16 protein-coding genes and 2 tRNA genes are annotated in these 18,769 nt (G+C 65.7%); 9 read left to right on the top strand and 9 right to left on the bottom strand.

Going from position 1 to position 18,769, the window contains the following annotated elements:
- Positions 1–69 precede the first annotated feature (69 nt).
- Positions 70–771 carry a phosphorylase family protein gene (locus tag AX672_RS06410; RefSeq protein ID WP_066650048.1) on the top strand — a complete coding sequence of 234 codons (702 nt, stop codon included), beginning with the start codon at positions 70–72 and terminating at the stop codon, positions 769–771.
- Here AX672_RS06410 and hpnH read toward each other — a convergent pair.
- Positions 768–1,913 (bottom strand): adenosyl-hopene transferase HpnH, encoded by a 1,146-nt coding sequence (hpnH, locus tag AX672_RS06405; RefSeq protein WP_066650045.1) that lies wholly within the window; start codon positions 1,911–1,913, stop codon positions 768–770. The genes AX672_RS06410 and hpnH overlap by 4 nt on opposite strands.
- 11 nt (positions 1,914–1,924) lie before the next feature.
- A complete protein-coding gene (gene ispH / locus AX672_RS06400; RefSeq protein ID WP_066650043.1) occupies positions 1,925–2,899 on the bottom strand; it encodes a 4-hydroxy-3-methylbut-2-enyl diphosphate reductase in 975 nt (324 codons plus the stop codon).
- 297 nt (positions 2,900–3,196) lie between these two features.
- Between ispH and AX672_RS06395 the strand changes: the two genes are divergently transcribed.
- Positions 3,197–3,823 carry an ABC transporter substrate-binding protein gene (locus tag AX672_RS06395; protein WP_168727366.1) on the top strand — a complete coding sequence of 209 codons (627 nt, stop codon included), beginning with the start codon at positions 3,197–3,199 and terminating at the stop codon, positions 3,821–3,823.
- A gap of 5 nt (positions 3,824–3,828) precedes the next feature.
- The gene (locus tag AX672_RS06390) at positions 3,829–4,887 is read left to right on the top strand and encodes an MlaA family lipoprotein (RefSeq protein WP_066650041.1); all 1,059 of its coding nucleotides are present in this window, start codon (positions 3,829–3,831) and stop codon (positions 4,885–4,887) included.
- Here AX672_RS06390 and AX672_RS06385 read toward each other — a convergent pair.
- Genes AX672_RS06385 through dxs form a run of 3 tightly spaced genes read right to left on the bottom strand, consistent with a single transcriptional unit; the run spans position 4,866 to position 9,849 of the window.
- Positions 4,866–7,469: an MMPL family transporter gene (locus tag AX672_RS06385; RefSeq protein WP_066650039.1), complete on the bottom strand. Its 2,604-nt coding sequence runs from the start codon at positions 7,467–7,469 to the stop codon at positions 4,866–4,868. The genes AX672_RS06390 and AX672_RS06385 overlap by 22 nt on opposite strands.
- On the bottom strand, positions 7,466–7,927 hold the full coding sequence (locus AX672_RS06380) for a DUF2141 domain-containing protein (protein WP_066650037.1): 462 nt from the start codon (positions 7,925–7,927) through the stop codon (positions 7,466–7,468). Before AX672_RS06380 ends, AX672_RS06385 begins: the two co-directional genes overlap by 4 nt.
- Positions 7,924–9,849: a 1-deoxy-D-xylulose-5-phosphate synthase gene (gene dxs / locus AX672_RS06375; RefSeq protein WP_066650034.1), complete on the bottom strand. Its 1,926-nt coding sequence runs from the start codon at positions 9,847–9,849 to the stop codon at positions 7,924–7,926. Before dxs ends, AX672_RS06380 begins: the two co-directional genes overlap by 4 nt.
- A 112-nt stretch (positions 9,850–9,961) precedes the next feature.
- Between dxs and AX672_RS06370 the strand changes: the two genes are divergently transcribed.
- Both AX672_RS06370 and AX672_RS06365 read left to right on the top strand, forming a co-directional pair.
- The gene (locus AX672_RS06370; protein WP_066650032.1) at positions 9,962–10,708 is read left to right on the top strand and encodes a 16S rRNA (uracil(1498)-N(3))-methyltransferase; all 747 of its coding nucleotides are present in this window, start codon (positions 9,962–9,964) and stop codon (positions 10,706–10,708) included.
- Positions 10,709–10,896: 188 nt separating this feature from the next.
- A complete protein-coding gene (locus AX672_RS06365; protein ID WP_066650030.1) occupies positions 10,897–12,270 on the top strand; it encodes a glutamate--cysteine ligase in 1,374 nt (457 codons plus the stop codon).
- A gap of 3 nt (positions 12,271–12,273) precedes the next feature.
- On the opposite strand, the gene AX672_RS06360 is transcribed toward AX672_RS06365, so the two are convergent.
- Positions 12,274–13,581 (bottom strand): methyltransferase family protein, encoded by a 1,308-nt coding sequence (locus tag AX672_RS06360; protein WP_066650026.1) that lies wholly within the window; start codon positions 13,579–13,581, stop codon positions 12,274–12,276.
- 116 nt (positions 13,582–13,697) lie between these two features.
- Here AX672_RS06360 and AX672_RS06355 point away from each other — a divergent pair.
- Positions 13,698–13,771 (top strand) — tRNA-Gly (locus AX672_RS06355).
- 32 nt (positions 13,772–13,803) lie between these two features.
- Here AX672_RS06355 and AX672_RS06350 read toward each other — a convergent pair.
- On the bottom strand, positions 13,804–14,946 hold the full coding sequence (locus tag AX672_RS06350; RefSeq protein ID WP_066650024.1) for an aminotransferase: 1,143 nt from the start codon (positions 14,944–14,946) through the stop codon (positions 13,804–13,806).
- A 27-nt stretch (positions 14,947–14,973) separates the two neighbouring features.
- A tRNA-Tyr gene (locus tag AX672_RS06345) sits at positions 14,974–15,059 on the bottom strand.
- 123 nt (positions 15,060–15,182) lie between these two features.
- On the opposite strand from AX672_RS06345, the gene AX672_RS06340 reads away from it, so the two are divergent.
- From AX672_RS06340 to AX672_RS06330, 3 genes are read left to right on the top strand one after another with little or no spacing between them, the layout of a single operon-like run.
- A complete protein-coding gene (locus tag AX672_RS06340) occupies positions 15,183–16,787 on the top strand; it encodes a M20/M25/M40 family metallo-hydrolase (RefSeq protein WP_066650022.1) in 1,605 nt (534 codons plus the stop codon).
- Positions 16,788–16,795: 8 nt separating this feature from the next.
- Positions 16,796–17,548 carry a 23S rRNA (guanosine(2251)-2'-O)-methyltransferase RlmB gene (gene rlmB / locus AX672_RS06335; RefSeq protein ID WP_066650019.1) on the top strand — a complete coding sequence of 251 codons (753 nt, stop codon included), beginning with the start codon at positions 16,796–16,798 and terminating at the stop codon, positions 17,546–17,548.
- 15 nt (positions 17,549–17,563) lie between these two features.
- Positions 17,564–18,295, top strand: coding sequence for a hypothetical protein (locus AX672_RS06330; RefSeq protein WP_066650017.1), 732 nt, complete (start codon positions 17,564–17,566; stop codon positions 18,293–18,295).
- A gap of 145 nt (positions 18,296–18,440) precedes the next feature.
- On the opposite strand, the gene AX672_RS06325 is transcribed toward AX672_RS06330, so the two are convergent.
- Entirely contained in the window at positions 18,441–18,758 is a 318-nt protein-coding gene (locus AX672_RS06325) for a 2Fe-2S iron-sulfur cluster-binding protein (RefSeq protein ID WP_066650012.1), read from the bottom strand.
- Positions 18,759–18,769 lie beyond the last annotated feature (11 nt).

Below are 18,769 nucleotides of genomic sequence, written 5' to 3'. Positions count from 1 at the left end.
CCAACCCTGTCCGCCCTTGTGGGGCGTTGGATGCTGAACCAAGTTCAGCATGACGGCTGAGGTGAAGCGATGACCATCCTCATCGCCTGCGGGCTGCAACGCGAGGCCGCCATCCTGTCGCGCGAGGGCGTGCGGGCGATCCCCGGCGGCGGCGACGCCGCGCGGCTGGAGGCGGCGCTCGAGGCGGCGGCGCCCGGCGCGGCGATGCTGCTGTCGTGCGGCATCGCCGGTGCGCTCGATCCGGCGCTGAAGGCGGGGGATGTCGTCCTCCACCTCCCCCCGTTCGTTTCGAGCGAAGTCGAGAAACAGGCCTTGAACGATTCGCGCGGTGTCTCGACTGCGCTCGACACGAACGGTTGGGGAAGCTGGGTGCAAGGGCTAACGTCAGCCCTCCCCCACGCCCACCACGGCCGCATCATCGGCCAGGATCACATCGCCGCCACCGTCGCCGAAAAGGCCGCGCTCCACGCCGCCACCGGGGCTCTCGCGGTCGACATGGAGACGCACATCGCCGCCCGCGTCGCCGCGCGCCACGGCCGGCCCTTCGCGGCGATCAGGACAATTTCGGATACGGCCAGCGAAACCCTGCCCCCAGCTGCACTCGTCGGCATGAATCCCGACGGATCGATGGCAATCGGCAAGGTCCTGCTCAGCCTCGCGCGACGGCCCGCGCAACTCCCCGCGCTAATCCGCACCGGGCGGAACGCCGAAGCAGCATTTCGCGCGCTGGGCCGCGTCGCCGAAGCAATCGCGGCCCTCAGCGCGGCTTAAGCCGCGCGCTGCACCCGCTTATAACCTTCGGGATCGGCGGCCTTGATCTTCTCCAGCTCGCGCTCGACGTGGAGCGAGTGGACGTCCTGCGCCTTGCGCGCATTCGACAAGTCGATGTCGGGGGCCATCGGACCTTCGGTGCGGATGCCCTTGCGGCCGATCTGGAACATCTTCAGCGGGTTGCGGATCGAATCGCTCGCCGCCGTCCCTTCGAACCCGCAATGCACCATGCAGTTCGAGCATTTCTCGTACTTGCCGACGCCGTACTGGTCCCAGTCGGTGCCTTCCATCAACTCGGCGAAGGTGTCGACATAGCCTTCGCCGACCAGATAGCAGGGCTTCTGCCAGCCGAAGACGGTGCGCAGCGGCATCGACCAGGGCGTGCATTCATAGGTCTGGTTGCCCGCGAGGAAGTCGAGGAACAGCGGCGAATTGGTGAAAGTCCATTTCTTGCCGCCGTCGCCAAGACGGAACACGTCGCGGAAGAAATTCTTGGTGCGTTCGCGTGTCAGGAAATGCTCCTGATCGGCAGCACGCTCGTACGAGTAGCCGGGCGAAATCGTGATCTCGACACCGCGCTTTTCCATCTCGTCGAAGAACGCCGCGAGCCGTGCGGGATCGGCACCGTCGAACACGGTGCAGTTCACCTGCACACGGAAACCGCGCGCCTTCGCCATTTCAATCGCTTCGATCGCGACTTCGTAAGTGCCTTCCTGATCGACCGCATGGTCGTGCATGCCCTTGTCGCCATCAAGGTGGATCGACCAGGTGAAGAAGGTCGAGGGCTTATAGTCGTCGATCTTCTTTTTCAGCAGCAGCGCGTTGGTGCACAGGATGACGAACTTCTTCTTCGCGATATAACCCTCGACAATCTTGGGCATGTCGCGGTGCAGCAGCGGTTCGCCGCCCGCGATCGAGACGGCAGGCGCGCCGCATTCGTCGATCGCGTCCATGCATTGCTGCACGCTCAGCCGCTGGTTGAGAATCGCATCGGGGTAATCGATCTTGCCGCAGCCGGGGCACGCGAGATTGCAGCGCAGCAGCGGCTCGAGCATCAGGACCAGCGGGTATTTGCGACCGCTGAATTCATTCCTGACGGTGTAGCTGCCGATCCGGGCGAGCAGCGATAGCGGAAGACTCATGGGATGATTTCCTATGCCGCCGACACTTTGGCGGGTTCGATGGCGGTGTGATGCGCGGGAGCGGCGTGCCTTAGCTCAGAAGGCAGGCTGAATTCCACTCTTTCCTCGATGCCGTCGAGTTGCGAGACCTTGACGGGGCCGAGATTGCCGAGCGCGGCGATAACGCTGTCGACCAATTCGTCAGGCGCCGATGCGCCGGCCGTGAGCCCGACGACCTCGACGCCATCGAACCACGCCGGATCGATCGCCGACCCATCGGCAACGAGATAGCTCGGCAGGCCTTCATCGACGCCGATCTCGCGCAGACGATTGGAGTTCGACGAATTTTCGGCGCCGACCACGAGCAGCAGATCGACCACCCGACACAGATCGCGCACGGCGGTCTGGCGGTTTTGCGTCGCATAGCAGATCTCGGTGACATCGGGGCCGACGAGGTCGGTAAAGCGCGCTTCGAGCGCCGCAATCACGCTGCGCGTGTCATCGACCGACAGCGTCGTCTGGGTGATGTAAGCGACCGGCGCATCATCGGCGAGCGTCAGCGCCGCGACATCGGCTTCGGTCGACACCAGATATACCGGCGTGCCGATCTGGCCGATCGTGCCTTCGACCTCGGCATGGCCGGCATGGCCGATCAGCACGATCGCACGCCCCTGGCTCGCATAGCGGCGACCTTGGATATGCACCTTGGTGACCAGCGGGCAGGTGGCGTCGAGCACCGGCAGCCCGCGCCGCTCGGCCTCGCTTTCAATCGCACGCGACACGCCGTGCGCGCTGAAAATCGTGCGCGCGCCGTCGGGGATTTCGTCGAGTTCCTCGACGAAAATCGCGCCCTTGCGCTGCAACTTATTCACGACGTGACGGTTATGAACGATCTCATGCCGCACATAAACGGGCGCGCCATAGCGATCGAGGGCACGCTCGACGATTTCGATCGCGCGCACGACGCCAGCGCAAAATCCACGCGGCTTTGCCAGAATTACTTCCAAGGAATAGTCCCTTTCCCTACCCCCAAGAGCCGCTGCCCGAGCTCTTTCCGAGACGAATCGGGCAACATCGTGACCATCCTTGACCCATGCCCCGGCCTTAAAAAGGCAGCGGCCATAATAGTGCAGTGCGGCAAGAAAAAAAGCAAAATCCGGCCCGATCACTCGCCACCGCAAACCAGCCACCATGCATCGCACGCAAAAGAGCCGCGTTGGTGCCGGTTTCCGCAAGCTTGGGTTCAGGGGGTGGACGCCAATGACGCACCTCTTTATCGCCCCAATCACTGCAGGAGTTTGATGATGATCCGCTTTTCCCTGCCCCGGTCGCTGGCGCGCGGCGCAGCCGTCGCCCCGATCGCCGTCGCGCTGACGATCGCGGTGGCCGCCCCGGCACAAGCGCCCGATGCCGCGCGCGCGCCGGTGCAGGCGCTCGACGACGGGCTGATCGCGATCATGAAGAACGGCAAGAAGCTTGGCCTTGCCGGGCGCGCCGCGCAGATCGCGCCTGTCATCGACCGTGCCTTCGATCTGCCGCTGATGACCCGGCTCGCGGTCGGCCCGCCGTGGGTCAAGGCCTCGCCCGCCGAGCGCGCCGCGCTGCAGGCGGCATTCCGCAAGCTGACGATCAACGAATATGCGCGCAATTTCGATGACTGGTCGGGCCAGGCATTCATGATCGACCCCAAGGTCGACGCGCGCGGCGGTGACCGGCTGGTCCGCACCACGCTGACCGCGCCGCGCGAGGCGCCGGTGATGATCGCTTACCGCGTGCATCAGGTCGGCAGCGACTGGAAGATCAGCGACGTCTATTTCCGGAACGCGATCAGCCAGCTGACCACGCGCCGTGCGGATTTCGAAGCGATTCTGGCGCGCGGCGGGCCGTCGGCGCTGGTCAGCCATATCAACGCGCTCGCCGACAAGCGCTGATCGGCATGGGGGGCCTGACCGGTACCGGGAGCGAGCTTGTCATCGCGTTGATGCTGGCGTCGGGCGGCGTGCCCGGCCAGCAGGCCGCGACGCCACCGGCCAACGCCGATCAGGCCGCCTCCCCCGCTGTCCCGGGCGCCGCACCTGCCCCAGCGGCCGCGCCTCCATCGGTCGATCAGCAAAGCCCTGCACCGCTGTCGATCGCCGAACCACCGGCGCGCCGTATCCATGCCAAGGGCGACCCGTGGGAAGGCTTCAACCGGGCGATGTTCCGGCTGAACCGGGGCTTCGACCGCGCGGTGTTCCGTCCGGTTGCCTTCGCCTACAAGGCCGTCGTGCCCAAGCCGGTGCGCGGCGGACTGCGCCATTTCTTTTCGAACCTGACCGAGCCGATCGTGTTCCTGAACGATCTGCTCCAGCTCAAGCCCAAGCGCGCGATCAAGACCTTTGCGCGGTTCCTGATCAATTCGACTGCGGGCATCGGCGGCCTGCTCGATCTTGCCAAGGACGATGGACTGCCGCACCGCGACAATGGCTTTGGCAACACGCTCGCGCGCTACGGAGTCAAGTCGGGACCTTATGTGTTCCTGCCGTTCTTCGGGCCGTCGACGTTGCGCGATTTCGTCGGGGCGCAGGGCGATGGCCTCGTCCTGCCGCTGGGCGTCGGCAAGCCGTTCGACCGGCTGGAGTATCAGGTCCCGCGCGGCGTGTTCGGCGGGCTCGACCTGCGCGTCGAATCGGATGCGCAGTTGAAGGCCTTGCTGGACGGTGCCGCTGATCCCTATGCGACGCTGCGTTCGGTTTATCTGCAGAATCGCGCGCTGGAGGTTGCCGAGGTCCGCGGCGAGGCAACGGCGTCCCCGCTCGACGATCCGCTGGCCGACCCGCTTGCCGATCCCGAAGCCAAGCCCGGCGATAGCACGCCGCCCGCTGCGGAGCCGACGCCGCCGAGCGATGCCGCGCCCGCAGATCCGGTGCCCGCGACCACGCCGACGCCCACGCCCACGCCCACGCCGCAAGGTGCGACGCTGGCGTTCGTAACTTATTCCGACTGGCGGATCTGACGCGGCGGGCCGAGCAGCGCCGGCTCGAAGATCAGCGCGCAGACGAGCGTCCACGCCAGCGAAATCATCAGGATCTTGCCCATGCTCGCCGTGCCGGGATGATAGGATAGCCAGAGCGCGCCGAACGCACTGCCGGTCGCGAGCGCCGAAAACAACACCGCGCGCGCGAGGCTCGACTGGAGCAGGTCGGTCGCACCGCCGCGCCACGCCATCACGAAATAGATGTGGAACGCGACGCCGACCCCGAACAGCAACGGGAAGGCAATGATGTTGGCAAAGTTGATTGGCTGGCCGATCAGCACGCAGCTGCCGAGCGTCAGGAAGCCCGACAGCACGACGGGTGCCAGCGTGAAGGCGACTTCGCGGAGGTCGCGCAGCACGATCCACAGCAGCAGGCTGACCAGCGCGAGCGCGATGATCCCGGCCTGGACGAACGCCCAGGCGACCGTCCGCGCCGCTTCCTGCGTCGCGACCGGCAGGCCGGTTGCGGTCGGGGCGATCTTGGCAACGACGGCGGTGAAGCGCGTCAACACGCGATTGTCGTTGCTGTCGCCCCTGGGGAAAATTTGCACCCGCGCGCGCCCGTCCTTGGCAATCCAATCCTCGACAATTTCGGGGGGCAGCGTGTCGCGTGTCACGGTGCTTGCCTGTAGCGCCGAGCGCGCCTGATCGAGCATCACCCCCAGCGGCGTCACCAGCACCTCGCTCGCGCGCGCGCGCACTTCGGGCTTGGCCGCAGCCAGCCGTCCAAGCGTGGCCGCCAGCGCCTTGGCATGTGCGGCGGCAGGACCGGTCTGCGTCGCGGCGACGCGGGCAAGCTGGTCGCGCGTCGCGGCCAGCGCGGCGACGGTCTCGGCATCGCTGGGGGGTGCCGCGACATCGAACGGATTGAGCGTCAGGTCGAGCAGCAGCGACGCATCCTGCACCAGCGCAAGCTTTTCATCCTGCTGCTCAGGGATATAGCTGTCGACCGCGACGGCTTGGGCGACTTCGGGAAGCTTGCCCGCACGATCGGCGATCGCCCGCGCGGCATCGGCGTTGTCCGCGAGCACATAGATGGTGTTGGGCGTGCGCAGCGGATCGCGCATCAGGTCGGCGAGCGACTTCATCGCCGGGCCGTTCGGATTGCGCAGGTGCAGCGGGTTGAAGTCGAAATCGACCAGCGGCAGCAGCGCGATCGACCCCGCCATCGACAGACCGAACGCCCAGAGCACGGCCTTGCGGTGGCGTGCGAGCCAATGGTCGAGCGGGGCGGCTTCGGCAAAACCAACTTCGCGGGTCGGGCGACCGGGTTTCAGCAGCATGATCAGCGCGGGCAGCAGGGTCACCGACAGCGCAAGCGCAATCACCATCCCCAGCCCGGCGATGATGCCGAGTTCGGAAATACCGACATAATCCGTCGGCAGGAAGGCGCCGAACCCTAGGAACACCGCCCCTGCCGCCAGCGACAAGGGCGCGCCGAGCGCGGCAGCGGCATTCTCCAGCGCCTCGGCAGTCGCTGCACCTTCTGCCCGCTCATGGTTGAACCGCACGCTGATCTGGATGCCGAAATCGACGCCGAGCCCGACGAACAGCGGAATGAACGCGACCGAGATCAGGTTGAGCGTCCCCACCGCCGCCAGCCCCACGGCGGTTGCGATCACCAACCCCGCGACAATGGTGACGACGATCGCCGTCACGATCTTGGCCGATTTGGTCGCGAACCACAGCGTCACCAGCATCGCCAGCGCCATGATCAGCCCGACGATGCCGATATTCTCCTCAAGCGACGAAAATTCCTCGTCATTGAGTGGCACGTCGCCGGTCACCTGCACCCGGACGCCGTGAGCAGGGTCGAACTTCATGTCGCGCGCGGCGTCGTTGATCGCGGCGACGGCCTTCTCGCCCGGCTTGAGCGAAGCGAAGTCGAGCACCGGCTTGGCGAGGATCAGCCGCCGCGTCGGCGGGGCGGGTCCATCCTTGGCGAACAACCCCTGCCACGAGAAATAGGCCGGCTTGCCCGCTTCGACTTTCGTCAGCGCATCGTCGAGCGCCACCATCGGCCGGTCGACATCGGCAAGCTTGGCCGATCCATTCTCGACGCCGGTCAGGATCGTCCCGAACGCCCCCGCGATCCCGCGCAGCGACGGATCGGCAGCAAGCGGCCCGAGCAACGGCTGCGCGGCGATCAGCGATTGCGTGGTCGAGCGGACTTCTGCGACCGAGCCGAACAGCAAGCCATGTTGCGATAGCCATGTGCCGCCGTCCGGCCGCTTGACGCTCTGGAACTGCGCTTTGTCGCTTGCCAGCCGTTCGGCGAGCCGCGCCGTCGCGAGTTCGGCGAGCTCAGGCGTCTTGCCGTCGACGATCACCAAAATGGTCAGCGCCTGTTGCGGGAAGGCCTTGTTGACCGCGGCCTCGTTCACGCGCCACGCGACCTTGGGCGAAATCAGCGCCTGCGTGTCGGTGGTCATCGCGAAATTGTTCGCAGCGAACCAGCCCGCGCCGACCGTTGCCAGCATCAACGCAAGCAACAATAGCCACGCACGCCGCGCGCTGAACGCGACGATCCGATGGATGGCCGTGGCTGCCGCCTCGGTCAGGGCTTGTTATCCCCGCCGCTGAAATAGCGCATCCGCAGCGTGATCGCCTTGTCGCCGCTCACGTTAAAGACAGCGTCCTTCCAGCTCGGCGGACCGAGCCGAATCGGCGCATCGTTCGAAAAGCCGACGCCTTCCTTGGGAATGCCGAACAGTCCGCGGTCGACCTTGCCATTGCCATTCTGGTCATAGGTCGCCTGCACGGCATAGTCGCCGGGCTGGACATTGGGCAGCGTGATCACCGTCGTGCCGCGCACCGGCTTGGTTTCGGCGATAACCGCGCAGGTCTTCAGAAACTCGGTCTGGCGGCACAGATCGACATGCACCTTGCCCGTCGTCGCGCGGATGTTGGTGATGGTGATCGTCAGCACCGCGCCAGCCTGACCCGGACGCGCAGCCGCAAGAGCGCCCGGCGCGACGAGGCACGCCGCGCCCCCCGCCAGCAATAGGATTTTGTTCACGCCCGCGCTTCTCCCGCGACCGCGCCTTCGTTCCAGCGCAGCGCCTTCAGCACCGAATCGATAATTGCATCGGCGTCGAGCCCGGCTTCGGCATATTGCTTTTCGGGCTTGTCCTGATCCTGGAAACGATCCGGCAGCCGCAGCGTGCGCAGCTTCAGGCCCGCATCGATCAGCCCGGTGTCGCTCGCGAAGGTCAGCACATGCGCACCGAGCCCGCCGACCGCGCCTTCCTCGATCGTGACGGCGACTTCGTGCGTCGTCAGCAGCTTGCGGATCAGCTCCTCGTCGAGCGGCTTGGCGAAGCGCAAGTCGGCGACCGTCGTCGACAGCCCCTTGGCATCGAGCGCGTCGGCGGCCTTCAGCGCCTCGGCAAGGCGTGTGCCGAGCGACAGGATCGCGACCTTGTGGCCCTGGCGGACGATCCGGCCCTTGCCGATTTCGAGCCGCTGCGGAACTTCGGGCAGCGCCACGCCGGTGCCGCTGCCGCGCGGATAACGCACCGCAATCGGGCCGCTGTCGTGCAGCGCCGCGGTGTGCGTCATGTGCACCAGCTCGGCTTCGTCGGCGGCGGCCATCACCACCATGTTGGGCAGCGTGGCGAGATAGGTGATGTCGAACGATCCGGCGTGCGTCGAGCCGTCGGCGCCGACCAGACCAGCGCGGTCGATTGCGAAACGCACGGGCAGGTTCTGGATGCAGACATCGTGGACGACCTGATCATAGGCGCGCTGCAGGAAGGTCGAATAGATCGCGCAGAACGGCCGCATACCCTGCGCAGCAAGCCCGGCCGCGAACGTCACGGCATGTTGTTCGGCAATGCCCACGTCGAAACTGCGATCGGGGAACGCCTTGGCGAAGCGGTCGACGCCGGTGCCCGACGGCATCGCAGCAGTGATCGCACAGATCGTCGGGTCGCGCTGGGCTTCCTTGATCAGTGCGTCGCCGAAGACATTCTGGTAGGCCGGCGGTCCCGGCGGTGCCTTCACCTGCGTGCCGGTGATGACGTCGAATTTCTGGACGCCGTGATATTTGTCGGCTGCCGCCTCGGCGGGGGCATAGCCCTTGCCCTTTACGGTCACGACATGGACGAGGATCGGGCCTTCCTCGGCATCGCGGACGTTTTCGAGCACCGGAATCAGCTGGTCGAGGTTATGGCCGTCGATCGGCCCGACATAATAGAAGCCGAGTTCTTCGAACAACGTGCCGCCCATCGCCATGCCGCGCGCGAATTCGTCGGTCTTCTTGAGGCCTTCGGCGATCGGCCGCGGCAGCCGCTTGGCAAGCTTCTTCGCCAGATCGCGCAGGCCGAGGAATTCGCGGCTCGACACAATGCGCGACAGATAGGCCGACAGGCCGCCAACGGGCGGCGCGATCGACATATCATTGTCGTTCAGGATGACGACCAGCCGGTTGCCCGCCTGTTCGGCATTGTTCATCGCTTCATAGGCCATGCCCGCCGACATCGCGCCGTCGCCGATCACGGCAATCGCCTTGCCCGGCTGGTCAGCGAGCTTGTTGGCAACGGCAAAACCGAGCGCGGCCGAAATCGAGGTCGAAGAGTGCGCCGCACCGAATGGGTCGTATTCGCTCTCGCTGCGCTTGGTGAAGCCGCTCAGCCCGCCGCCCATGCGCAGCGTGCGGATGCGGTCGCGGCGGCCGGTGATGATCTTGTGCGGATAGCATTGGTGGCCAACGTCCCACACCAGTCGGTCATCGGGGGTGTTGAAGACATAATGGATCGCGGTCGTCAGCTCGACCACGCCCAGCCCCGAACCGAGATGGCCACCGGTAACGCCAACCGCCGCAATCACTTCCTGCCGCAGCTCGTCGGCGAATTGGGTAAGCTGCTCGGGGGCCAGCTTGCGCAGGTCGGCGGGATAGCGGACCTGATCGAGCAGCGGCGTTTTGGGTTCGGTCGACATGCACTTTTCCTATGTTCAAGCGCCCGCTTTAGCCGATCAAATTCCAAAGGTGAACACCGAGTAACTTAGGGGGAGAGATGACGGCGCGGGATTGTCGCGCTAGGGCCACACCATGCCCGCCACGCCTGCCTGGCCCCCGCAATCGACGCCGCGCCTGTTTGTCGCGCCGCCGCTGGCTGCGGGGCTGCGCGTGATCGACGGGCCGCAGGCGCATTATCTCGCGCAAGTGATGCGGCTGAAGCCCGGCGATCCGGTCAAGCTGTTCGACGGCGTGAGCGGCGAATGGCTCGCGCTGGTGCGCGACGCGGGTCGCAAGGCACTGACGGTCGAGCTCACCGAGCAATTGCGCGCGACCGAAACGGTCCCGGACCTGTGGCTCTGCGCGGCGCCGCTGAAGAAGGGGCGGATCGACTGGGTGGCTGAAAAAGCCTGCGAACTCGGCGTCGCCCGGCTGGTGCCGGTGGTCACCGCGCGCACAATCGTCGATCGGCTCAATGGCGAGCGGCTTTACGCCCATATGGTTGAAGCCGCCGAGCAATGCGGGCGCACCGCCGTGCCCGAACTTGCCGAACCGGTGAAGCTCGCCGCGCTGCTGCGCGACTGGCCGGCGGAGCGCGCGCTGTTCTTCGCCGACGAGACCGGCGACGCGCCCGCCGCCGCCGCGATGGCCGCACGCCCCGGCCCGGCCGCGATCCTGATCGGCCCCGAAGGCGGCTTCACGCCCGACGAGCGCGACGCGATCCGCAGCACCCCGCAGGCAGTCGGCGTCGGCCTCGGCCCGCGCATCCTGCGTGCAGACACGGCGGCAGCGGCTACCGTCGCGCTGTGGATGGCGAGCGCAGGAGACTGGCGCGGGTAATTATTCCAGGCATGACGCTTCCGTTCCGTTCGCCCTGAGCTTGTCGAAGGGCCGTCCTTCTTCTGCCCTCGACTCGCAAAGGAAGAGCAGTGCTTCGACAAGCTCAGCACGAACGGTGCGGAGACTGACGCCCGCGGGCGACTGGCGCCTCTAGCGCAGACCTGTCGCGCCCGCTAAAGGCGCTGGCCATGAGCACGAAGACCGTTTCGGATAGCAAATCAGCGGTCATCGAGCACCGCGACCAGTTGATCGCGACCTTCGCCAAGGGCGAAAAGCCCAAGGATCGCTGGCGGATCGGCACCGAGCACGAGAAATTCGTCTACAGGACCGACGATCACCGCGCGCCGAGCTATGACGAACCCGGCGGCATCCACGACCTGTTGATGGCGCTTACCGAATTCGGCTGGACCCCGGTGATCGAGAACGGCAACGTCATCGCCCTCACCGGAAGCGACGGCTCGGTCAGCCTCGAGCCCGCCGGCCAGTTCGAACTGTCGGGCGCGCCGCTCGACAATCTCCACCAGACCTGTGCGGAAACCGGACGGCATCTGGAGCAAGTGCTGAAGGTCGGTGAAAAGCTCGGCATCGGCTTCCTCGGCCTCGGCATGTGGCCCGACAAGACCCGCGCCGAACTGCCGATCATGCCCAAGGGCCGCTATGCGATCATGCTGCGCCACATGCCGCGCGTCGGCAGCATGGGGCTCGACATGATGCTGCGGACGTGTACCATTCAGGTCAATCTGGACTATAGTTCGGAAGCCGATATGGTGAAGAAATTTCGCGTCGGCCTGGCGCTTCAGCCGCTCGCGACCGCGCTGTTCGCCAATTCGCCCTTCACCGAAGGCAAGCCCAACGGCATGCTGAGCTATCGCAGCCACATCTGGTCGGACACCGATCCGGCGCGCACTGGCATGCTGCCGTTCGTGTTCGATGACGGCTTCGGCTACGAACGCTACGCCGACTATGCGCTCGATGTGCCGATGTATTTCGTCTACCGCGACGGCCAATATATCGACGCGGCGGGCCTCAGCTTCCGCGATTTCCTGAAGGGCGAGCTGTCGGTCCTGCCCGGCGAACTGCCGACGATCGACGACTGGAACGATCACCTCTCGACCGCCTTTCCCGAAGTGCGGCTGAAGTCCTTCCTCGAAATGCGCGGCGCCGACGGCGGGCCGTGGAACCGCATCTGCGCGTTGCCAGCGCTGTGGGTCGGGCTGTTGTACGATCAGGGCGCGCTCGATGCCGCGTGGGATCTGGTCAAGGGCTGGGACATGGACGCGCGCGAGACGCTGCGGTCGTCGGTCCCCCGGCTGGCGCTCGATGCACCGCTGCCGGGCGGCGGGACCTTGCGCGACATTGCGGGGGACGTGCTCGACATCGCCCATGCGGGGCTTGCGGCGCGCGCGCGGCACGACGGCGGCGGCAGCGACGAAACCGGCTTCCTCGACCCGCTGCGCGAAATCGTGCGGTCGGGAAAAGTGCCAGCGCAGACGCTGCTCGATCGCTATCACGGCGGCTGGGGCGAAAGCGTCGCGCCGATCTATAACGAGATGCGCTTCTAGCCGCTATTCCGCCGCCACCGGTCGCGCCGGTGCGGCCTTGCCCGTCAGCCAGCCGAAGAAGCGCGGCACCGGGCCGTTGCGCTCCATCCATTCCCAATAGGCGCGGTAATCGGGGTCCTCGCCCAGATGCCATTCCTCGGTCTTGGCGCGCCAGTAATAGATGCCGCTGACGACCGCGAGCAGGATCGTCGCGCGCGCGCCATCGACCCAGCTGCCGGTGGTAAAGAAGGGCAAGGTCGACAGCCACCAGAACAGATTCTTGGACAGGTAAGCCGGATGGCGCGAGATCGCATAGGGGCCGTGCGTCAAAATGCCGCGGTGCGTGAGGTTCGAAAAGCGAAAGCCAAACGCCACCGTCGCCCAGGCGTACACCGCCGTCAGGCCGACCAGCGCCACGCCGAACACGGCCATCAGCACCGGCTGCCCGTTCAGCCAGTGCGTCCAGTCGGCCGTGCCGGGGTGATAATCGAGCGGGCGGCCGACATCCATCAGCACGAACGGCGGGTAGCAGATCAGCGCCGCCGTCCAGCCCGCCGCGTAGGGCGTCGCGCTGCGGATATGCGCATCGAGCGGCCGCATCGTCAGCACATAGCCGACCGTCGCAAACGCCACATCGATCACGAACATAAAAGTGATCAGCCAATTGGCGAGCGCGACCGGATTGGTCAGCACCACCTGCCAGTCGGCGCGGATGAAATCGCCGAACCCCGGCGGCACGATCGCGAGCATGAAGGCGAGGAAAAACGCCTTCACCGCCCAGCTGCGCAAATGGCTGTAGATCGCCTCGGGCGCGACCTTGTCAGTCCCCATCATCCACGCGCCGAGCGCCCAGGCGCCGTCCTTGGGCTCGACCAGCTTGCGGTCGAGCCAGATCACATAGGGGATCGACAACATGAACACGAAAGGCGCAACCGCCCCGAACACGGTCATCGAAAAGGCGAAGCGATCGGTCCAATAGAAGCGGCAAGTGAAATAGATGAGCGCAATGCCGACCCAGGTGATCCACAGGCCAGCCAGCTTGGTCAGGCTGATGTCGATCGTCTCGCGCCAGCTCCGGGTCTGTTCCCAGTCGATGCCGGTCGAGGGGCGGCGGTGGACCTTGTCCACGAACACCGACCACAGCACCATCGGCACGCCGCACGCGACCAGATTGGTCATGGCCGACAGCGGCCCATCCATCTTGAACCAGCGCGCGATCGCGACCCAGCACAACAGGCCGATCAGCCCGACGACGCCGACCCCGGTACTGACGGCGGACACCGGACGCGGATCGGCAGCGGCGGCGCGGGCAAGGGCAGGATCGTGCAGCATCACGGCGGGTGATAGCGCGGCAATGGTAAGCAATGCCTAAAGCTTTTCGCGCTAGCGGCGTGCCGTCACCCCGCTTGCGCCCGCGCGCGCCGGACGGTAAGCGGCAAATCCCGGGCGCGGGTATAGCACAATGGTAGTGCAGCAGCCTTCCAAGCTGAATACACGGGTTCGATTCCCGTTACCCGCTCCACTCCCCTCGGCATTGCAGTCGGCAGTCCGCGCCTAGGGTCGCCGCCCCATCCGCTCGATCGCGGCGTCGATCGTATCGTCGGCCTTGGCAAAGCATAGCCGCACAACGTTGGTGACGGCGTCCTGCGCGTAGAAGGCGCTGACCGGGATCGCCGCGACGCCGCGCTTCTCGACCAGCCATTCGCAGAAGGCCACGTCGCCCATCGCGACGCCGCTGGCGGCAAGATCGATCGAGAGGAAATAGGTCGCGGCGCTCGGCAGCACGCGGTAGCCCAGCCCCTCCAGCCCTGCCGCCAGCCGGTCGCGCGAACGCGCGAAGCCGGCGCGCATGCCGGTGAAATAATCCATGTCCTTGCCAAGCCCGTAAGCTGCCGCTGCCTGCAGGTTGGGAGGCGTGGTGAAGGTGAGGAACTGATGCGCCTTGGCGATCACGCCCGACAGCGCAGGCGCGGCGCCGAGCCAGCCGACTTTCCACCCGGTCAGCGAGAAAATCTTGCCCGCCGACCCGATCTTCACCGCCCGATCACGCATGCCCGGTTCGGCCATGAGCGAAGCGTGCGCGCGGCCATCGAACACGACATGCTCCCACACTTCGTCGCAGATCGCGATCAGGTCGCGCTCGACGCAGAACTCGGCGAGCAATTTCCGCTCGGCCGCACTTGCCATCGTCGCGGTCGGGTTGAGCGGGTCGTTGAACAGGATGAGTTTGGTCCGGGGTGACGCCGCGCGCTCCAGCGCCGCACGCGTGATCCGCCACTCGGGCGGCTCCAGCCGCACGAAGCGCGCCACACCCCCTGCCCGCTCGACCAGCGGCAGATAGGCGTCGTACATCGGCTGGAATAGGATCACTTCGTCGCCGGGCGAGACGAGCGCGAAGATCGCCGCCGCCAGCGCCTCGGTCGCGCCCGACGTGACGATCACTTCGCTCGCCGCCAGATCGAGGCCCTGATGCACGGCATAATGATCCGCCACTGCCTGCCGCAGCACGGGCAGCCCCGCCATCGGCGGATATTGGTTTGATTCGCCCAGCAGTGCGCGCGCCGCTTCCTGCAACACGTCGAGCGGACCCCTGCCGTCGGGGAAGCCCTGCCCGAGATTGACGGCGCCCGTCGCCCGTGCCCGCGCCGACATCGCTTCGAAAATCGTGGTGCCGAGCTGGGCGTAAACGGGGTTCATGCGACGCAGCCTAGCTCGCGCGGGATTTGGTGGACAGGGCTGGATTCGAACCAGCGTACGCTTGCACGGGCAGATTTACAGTCTGCTGCCTTTAACCACTCGGCCACCTGTCCATTGGGGGGCGCCAAAAGCGAGGCGGCTCAATGCCTATCTCGCATGGCGCTGTCAACGCCGCTTGCGCTTGGCCCGATGCCCGCATAACCCTGCCGCAACATTGTTGCTTGAAAGGGGATTTGATGCGTTCGTTGCTCGCTGCCGCCGCCATTGTGATTGCCGCTCCTGCACTCGCCCAGTCGGTCGACCGCACCGTCGTCAACCAGATCATCGATCAGGGCATCAATCACAGCGAGGTGATGCCGACCGCCGAATATCTATCGGACGTGATCGGCTCGCGCGTCACCAATTCCCCCGGCATGCGCAAGGCCGAGGAGTGGACGCAAAGCCGCTTCAAGGTGTGGGGCCTCGCGAACGTCCATAAGGAAGGCTTCGATTTCGGTCGCGGCTGGTGGATCGAGCGGTCGAGCGTGCGGATGGTCGCGCCGCGCCCGCTGCAGCTGACGGCGATTCCGATCGCCTGGACGCCGGGCACCAACGGCCCGCTCTCGGCCCCTGTCATCGTCGCGCCGATCGCCAAGGAAAGCGACTTCGCCAAGTGGAAGGGCAAGCTCGCGGGCAAGATCGTGATGCTGACGCTGCCCGGCACCGGCGACGAACCCGCCAACCCGCCGTTCAAGCGCTATACCGGCGAGGATCTGGCGAAGTTCGACCAGTTTCAACAGCCGCGCTACGACCCCGAAGGCGCCGACCGTCGTCTGAAGCGGCTTGATTACGCCAAGAAGCTCGATGCGTTCCTGAAGGCCGAAGGCGCGGTCGCGTGGGTGCAGAAGTCGCGGCTCGACGGCAAGCTGGTGCATGGCGAAGGCTATTTGTTTGGCAAGGGCGACACCCCGGCCCTGCCCGGTATCGAAATCGCCGCCGAGGATTACCGCCGCCTCGCCCGCCTCGCCAAGATCGGCATGGCGCCGACGCTCGAAATCGACAGCAAGGTGCATTTCGAGGACGGCGACACCCAGGCCTATAACATCATCGCTGAAATCCCCGGCAGCGATCCCAAGGCCGGCTATGTGATGGCCGGTGCGCACCTCGATTCGTGGCACGCCGCCGATGGCGCCGCCGACAATGGCGCGGGCACTGCGATGATCATGGAAGCGGCGCGCATCATTGCCGCAACCGGCATCAAGCCCAAACGTACGATCCGCTTCGCGCTGTGGGCGGGCGAGGAACAGGGCCTGCTCGGCAGCCTTGCCTATGTCGAACAGCATCTGGCGACGCGCGGCAGCCCGAACGACCCGAAGCAGACCGGCATGAAGCGTTATTACGGCTGGAACGATCGCTGGCCGATCACCCCCAAGCCCGGCTATTCGGAGCTGGCCGCTTATTTCAATCTCGACAATGGCTCGGGCAAGGTCCGCGGCATCTATGCCGAGAACAACCCCGCCGTGGTGCCGATCTTCCGCGAATGGCTCGCGCCGTTCGCCCCGATGGGGGCGACCAATGTAGTGATCCAGAAGACCGGTGGCACCGATCACGTCTTCCTGCAGGCAATCGGCTTGCAGGGCTTCCAGTTCATCCAGGACCCGCTCGATTATTTCCCGCGCGTCCACCACACCAGCGTCGACACCTTCGATCACCTGAAGGGCGACGACATGCGGCAGGCGTCGACGATTCTCGCGAGCTTCCTCGTCAATGCCGCCAACGCCGACAAGCCGCTGCCCAAGCCGCCGCTACCGACCAAGCCCGCCGTCACCGATCCCTATGCGGTGACCAATGACGACGACTGAGCCGGTGCATGGCTAAGCGCGGCCACCGTCCGAGCAAGGTGCAAGGCAACCGCCCCCGTTTCTGGGGGCGGCACGCCGTTTACGCAGCGCTCGACAATCCCGAGCGCGTGGTGCGCAAGCTGTGGATCACGCATGAGGCGGCATCCGCGATCGTGATGCCGGCGGACGTGCCGACCGTCTATGCCGACGTCGCCGATCTTGCGCGGCTGGTGCCGAGCGATGCGCCGCATCAGGGCATCGTCTGCGAAGCCGATCCGCTCGAGGACATCTGGCTCGGCGACCTGATCGAGCAGGGCCGCGATAGCGACCGGCCGCTGCTGGTGCTCGACCAAGTGACCGACCCGCACAATGTCGGCGCGGTGCTGCGCTCGGCGGCCGCGTTCGACGCGCTCGGCATCGTCACGCAGGACCGGCACGCGCCGCCCGAGTCGGGGACAGTCGCGCGCGCCGCGTCGGGCGCACTCGAAGTCGTGCCGTGGGTGCGCGTGGTCAATCTCGCCCGCGCGCTCGACGAGATTGCCGAGGCGCATTACTGGCGGATCGGGCTGACCGGCGAAGGCAAGGTGACGCTTGCCGAATCGTTGAAAGGCGGCGGCAAGACCTGCCTTGTGCTCGGCGCCGAGGGCGAAGGCATGCGCCAGAACACCGAAGCGCACTGCGACGTGCTCGCGCGGCTGCCAATCTCTAACAAGGTCGAAAGCCTGAACGTTTCGAATGCGGCAGCTATTGCGCTATATGCAGTGGCGACACGGGGAGACTGAAGGGGGAACCTGCCAATGCGTGCGCGCCTGATTGCCGGTCTGCTGCTCCCCTTCCTGCTGGCGAGTTGCGTGCTCACCCCGGGCAAATTCACCTCGATGCTGACGATCAACGCCGACCGCAGTTTCGCGTTCAGCTATATCGGCGAAGTGATTGCGGTCGATGCCGGCGATGGACTGAAAGGGCTGGAGGATCTGAAATCCTCGACCGAGGGTAGCGACAAGAAATCTGCCGACACCGAAGCCAAGCAGGCCGCGAAAAAGGCCGCCGCCAAGGCCGAAACCGAAAAGCGCAACCGCGCGATCGCCGCCGCGCTCACCAAGGAAGCGGGCTATCGCAAGGTCGTTTATCTGGGCGAAGGCAAGTTCATGATCGATTATGCGATCAAGGGCGTGCTGACTCATGGTTTCAACTGGCCCTATAATCTCGACGGCGAAGTTATTTTCCCGTTCGTGTCGATCGAGTTGCGCCAGGGCGGCGTGGTACGTGTGAAGGCACCCGCCTTCGCCAATGAAGGGTCGAAATCGGTGCCCGGCCTGTCGCAAGCGGGCGGCATGGGCGCCCCCGATATGACAAGCGGGCTCGACGGCGTGTTCACGCTCGACACCGACGCCGAGATCGTCAGCCAGAATGAGGAAAGCGGTGCGCAGACGGTCGCGGGCGGGCGGAAGCAGATCGTCTGGAAGGCCACGCCCGCGCTGAAACAGGCGCCGACGGCCGTGCTGAAGCTGGCGGGGATGGCGCCTTAATTACTCTCCAAATCAGCCATATCCCCCGTTTGCCCTGAGCTTGTCGAAGGGCTGCCCTTCTTCTGCGATGACGTCGCAAAGAAAGGACAGTGCTTCGACAAGCTCAGCACGAACGGCGGAGAGGTTTGGCCCAAAGGGCGCCCCCTCAATCCTCCGCCGCCACGCGTACCTTCAGCCCATCGAGCGCGTCGGTGAACGGGATCTGGCACGACAGCCGCGAAAATTCATCGCGGTCGGAGGTCGAATCGAGCAGATCGTCCTCGTCGGGGCTCATTTTCGGCAGTTTGGCCGCAAATTCCGGGTCGACATGGACGTGACAGGTGGCGCAGCTGCAGCAGCCGCCGCACAGCGCCAGAATCTCGTCGATCCCGGCGTCGCGGATGACTTCCATCACCGAAAGGCCGGCCTCGCCCGTGATTGCCCGTTCTTCCCCATTGCGGGTCACGACGATAAGCTGCGGCATCTATTTCTCCT

This window comes from Sphingomonas sp. CCH10-B3 (genome assembly GCF_001556185.1).
In the GTDB taxonomy this organism is placed as follows: Bacteria; Pseudomonadota; Alphaproteobacteria; order Sphingomonadales; family Sphingomonadaceae; genus Sphingomonas; species Sphingomonas aquatica.
The sequence above is the reverse complement of the archived record's forward strand: the minus strand, read 5'-3'. Positions and strand labels throughout refer to the sequence as shown.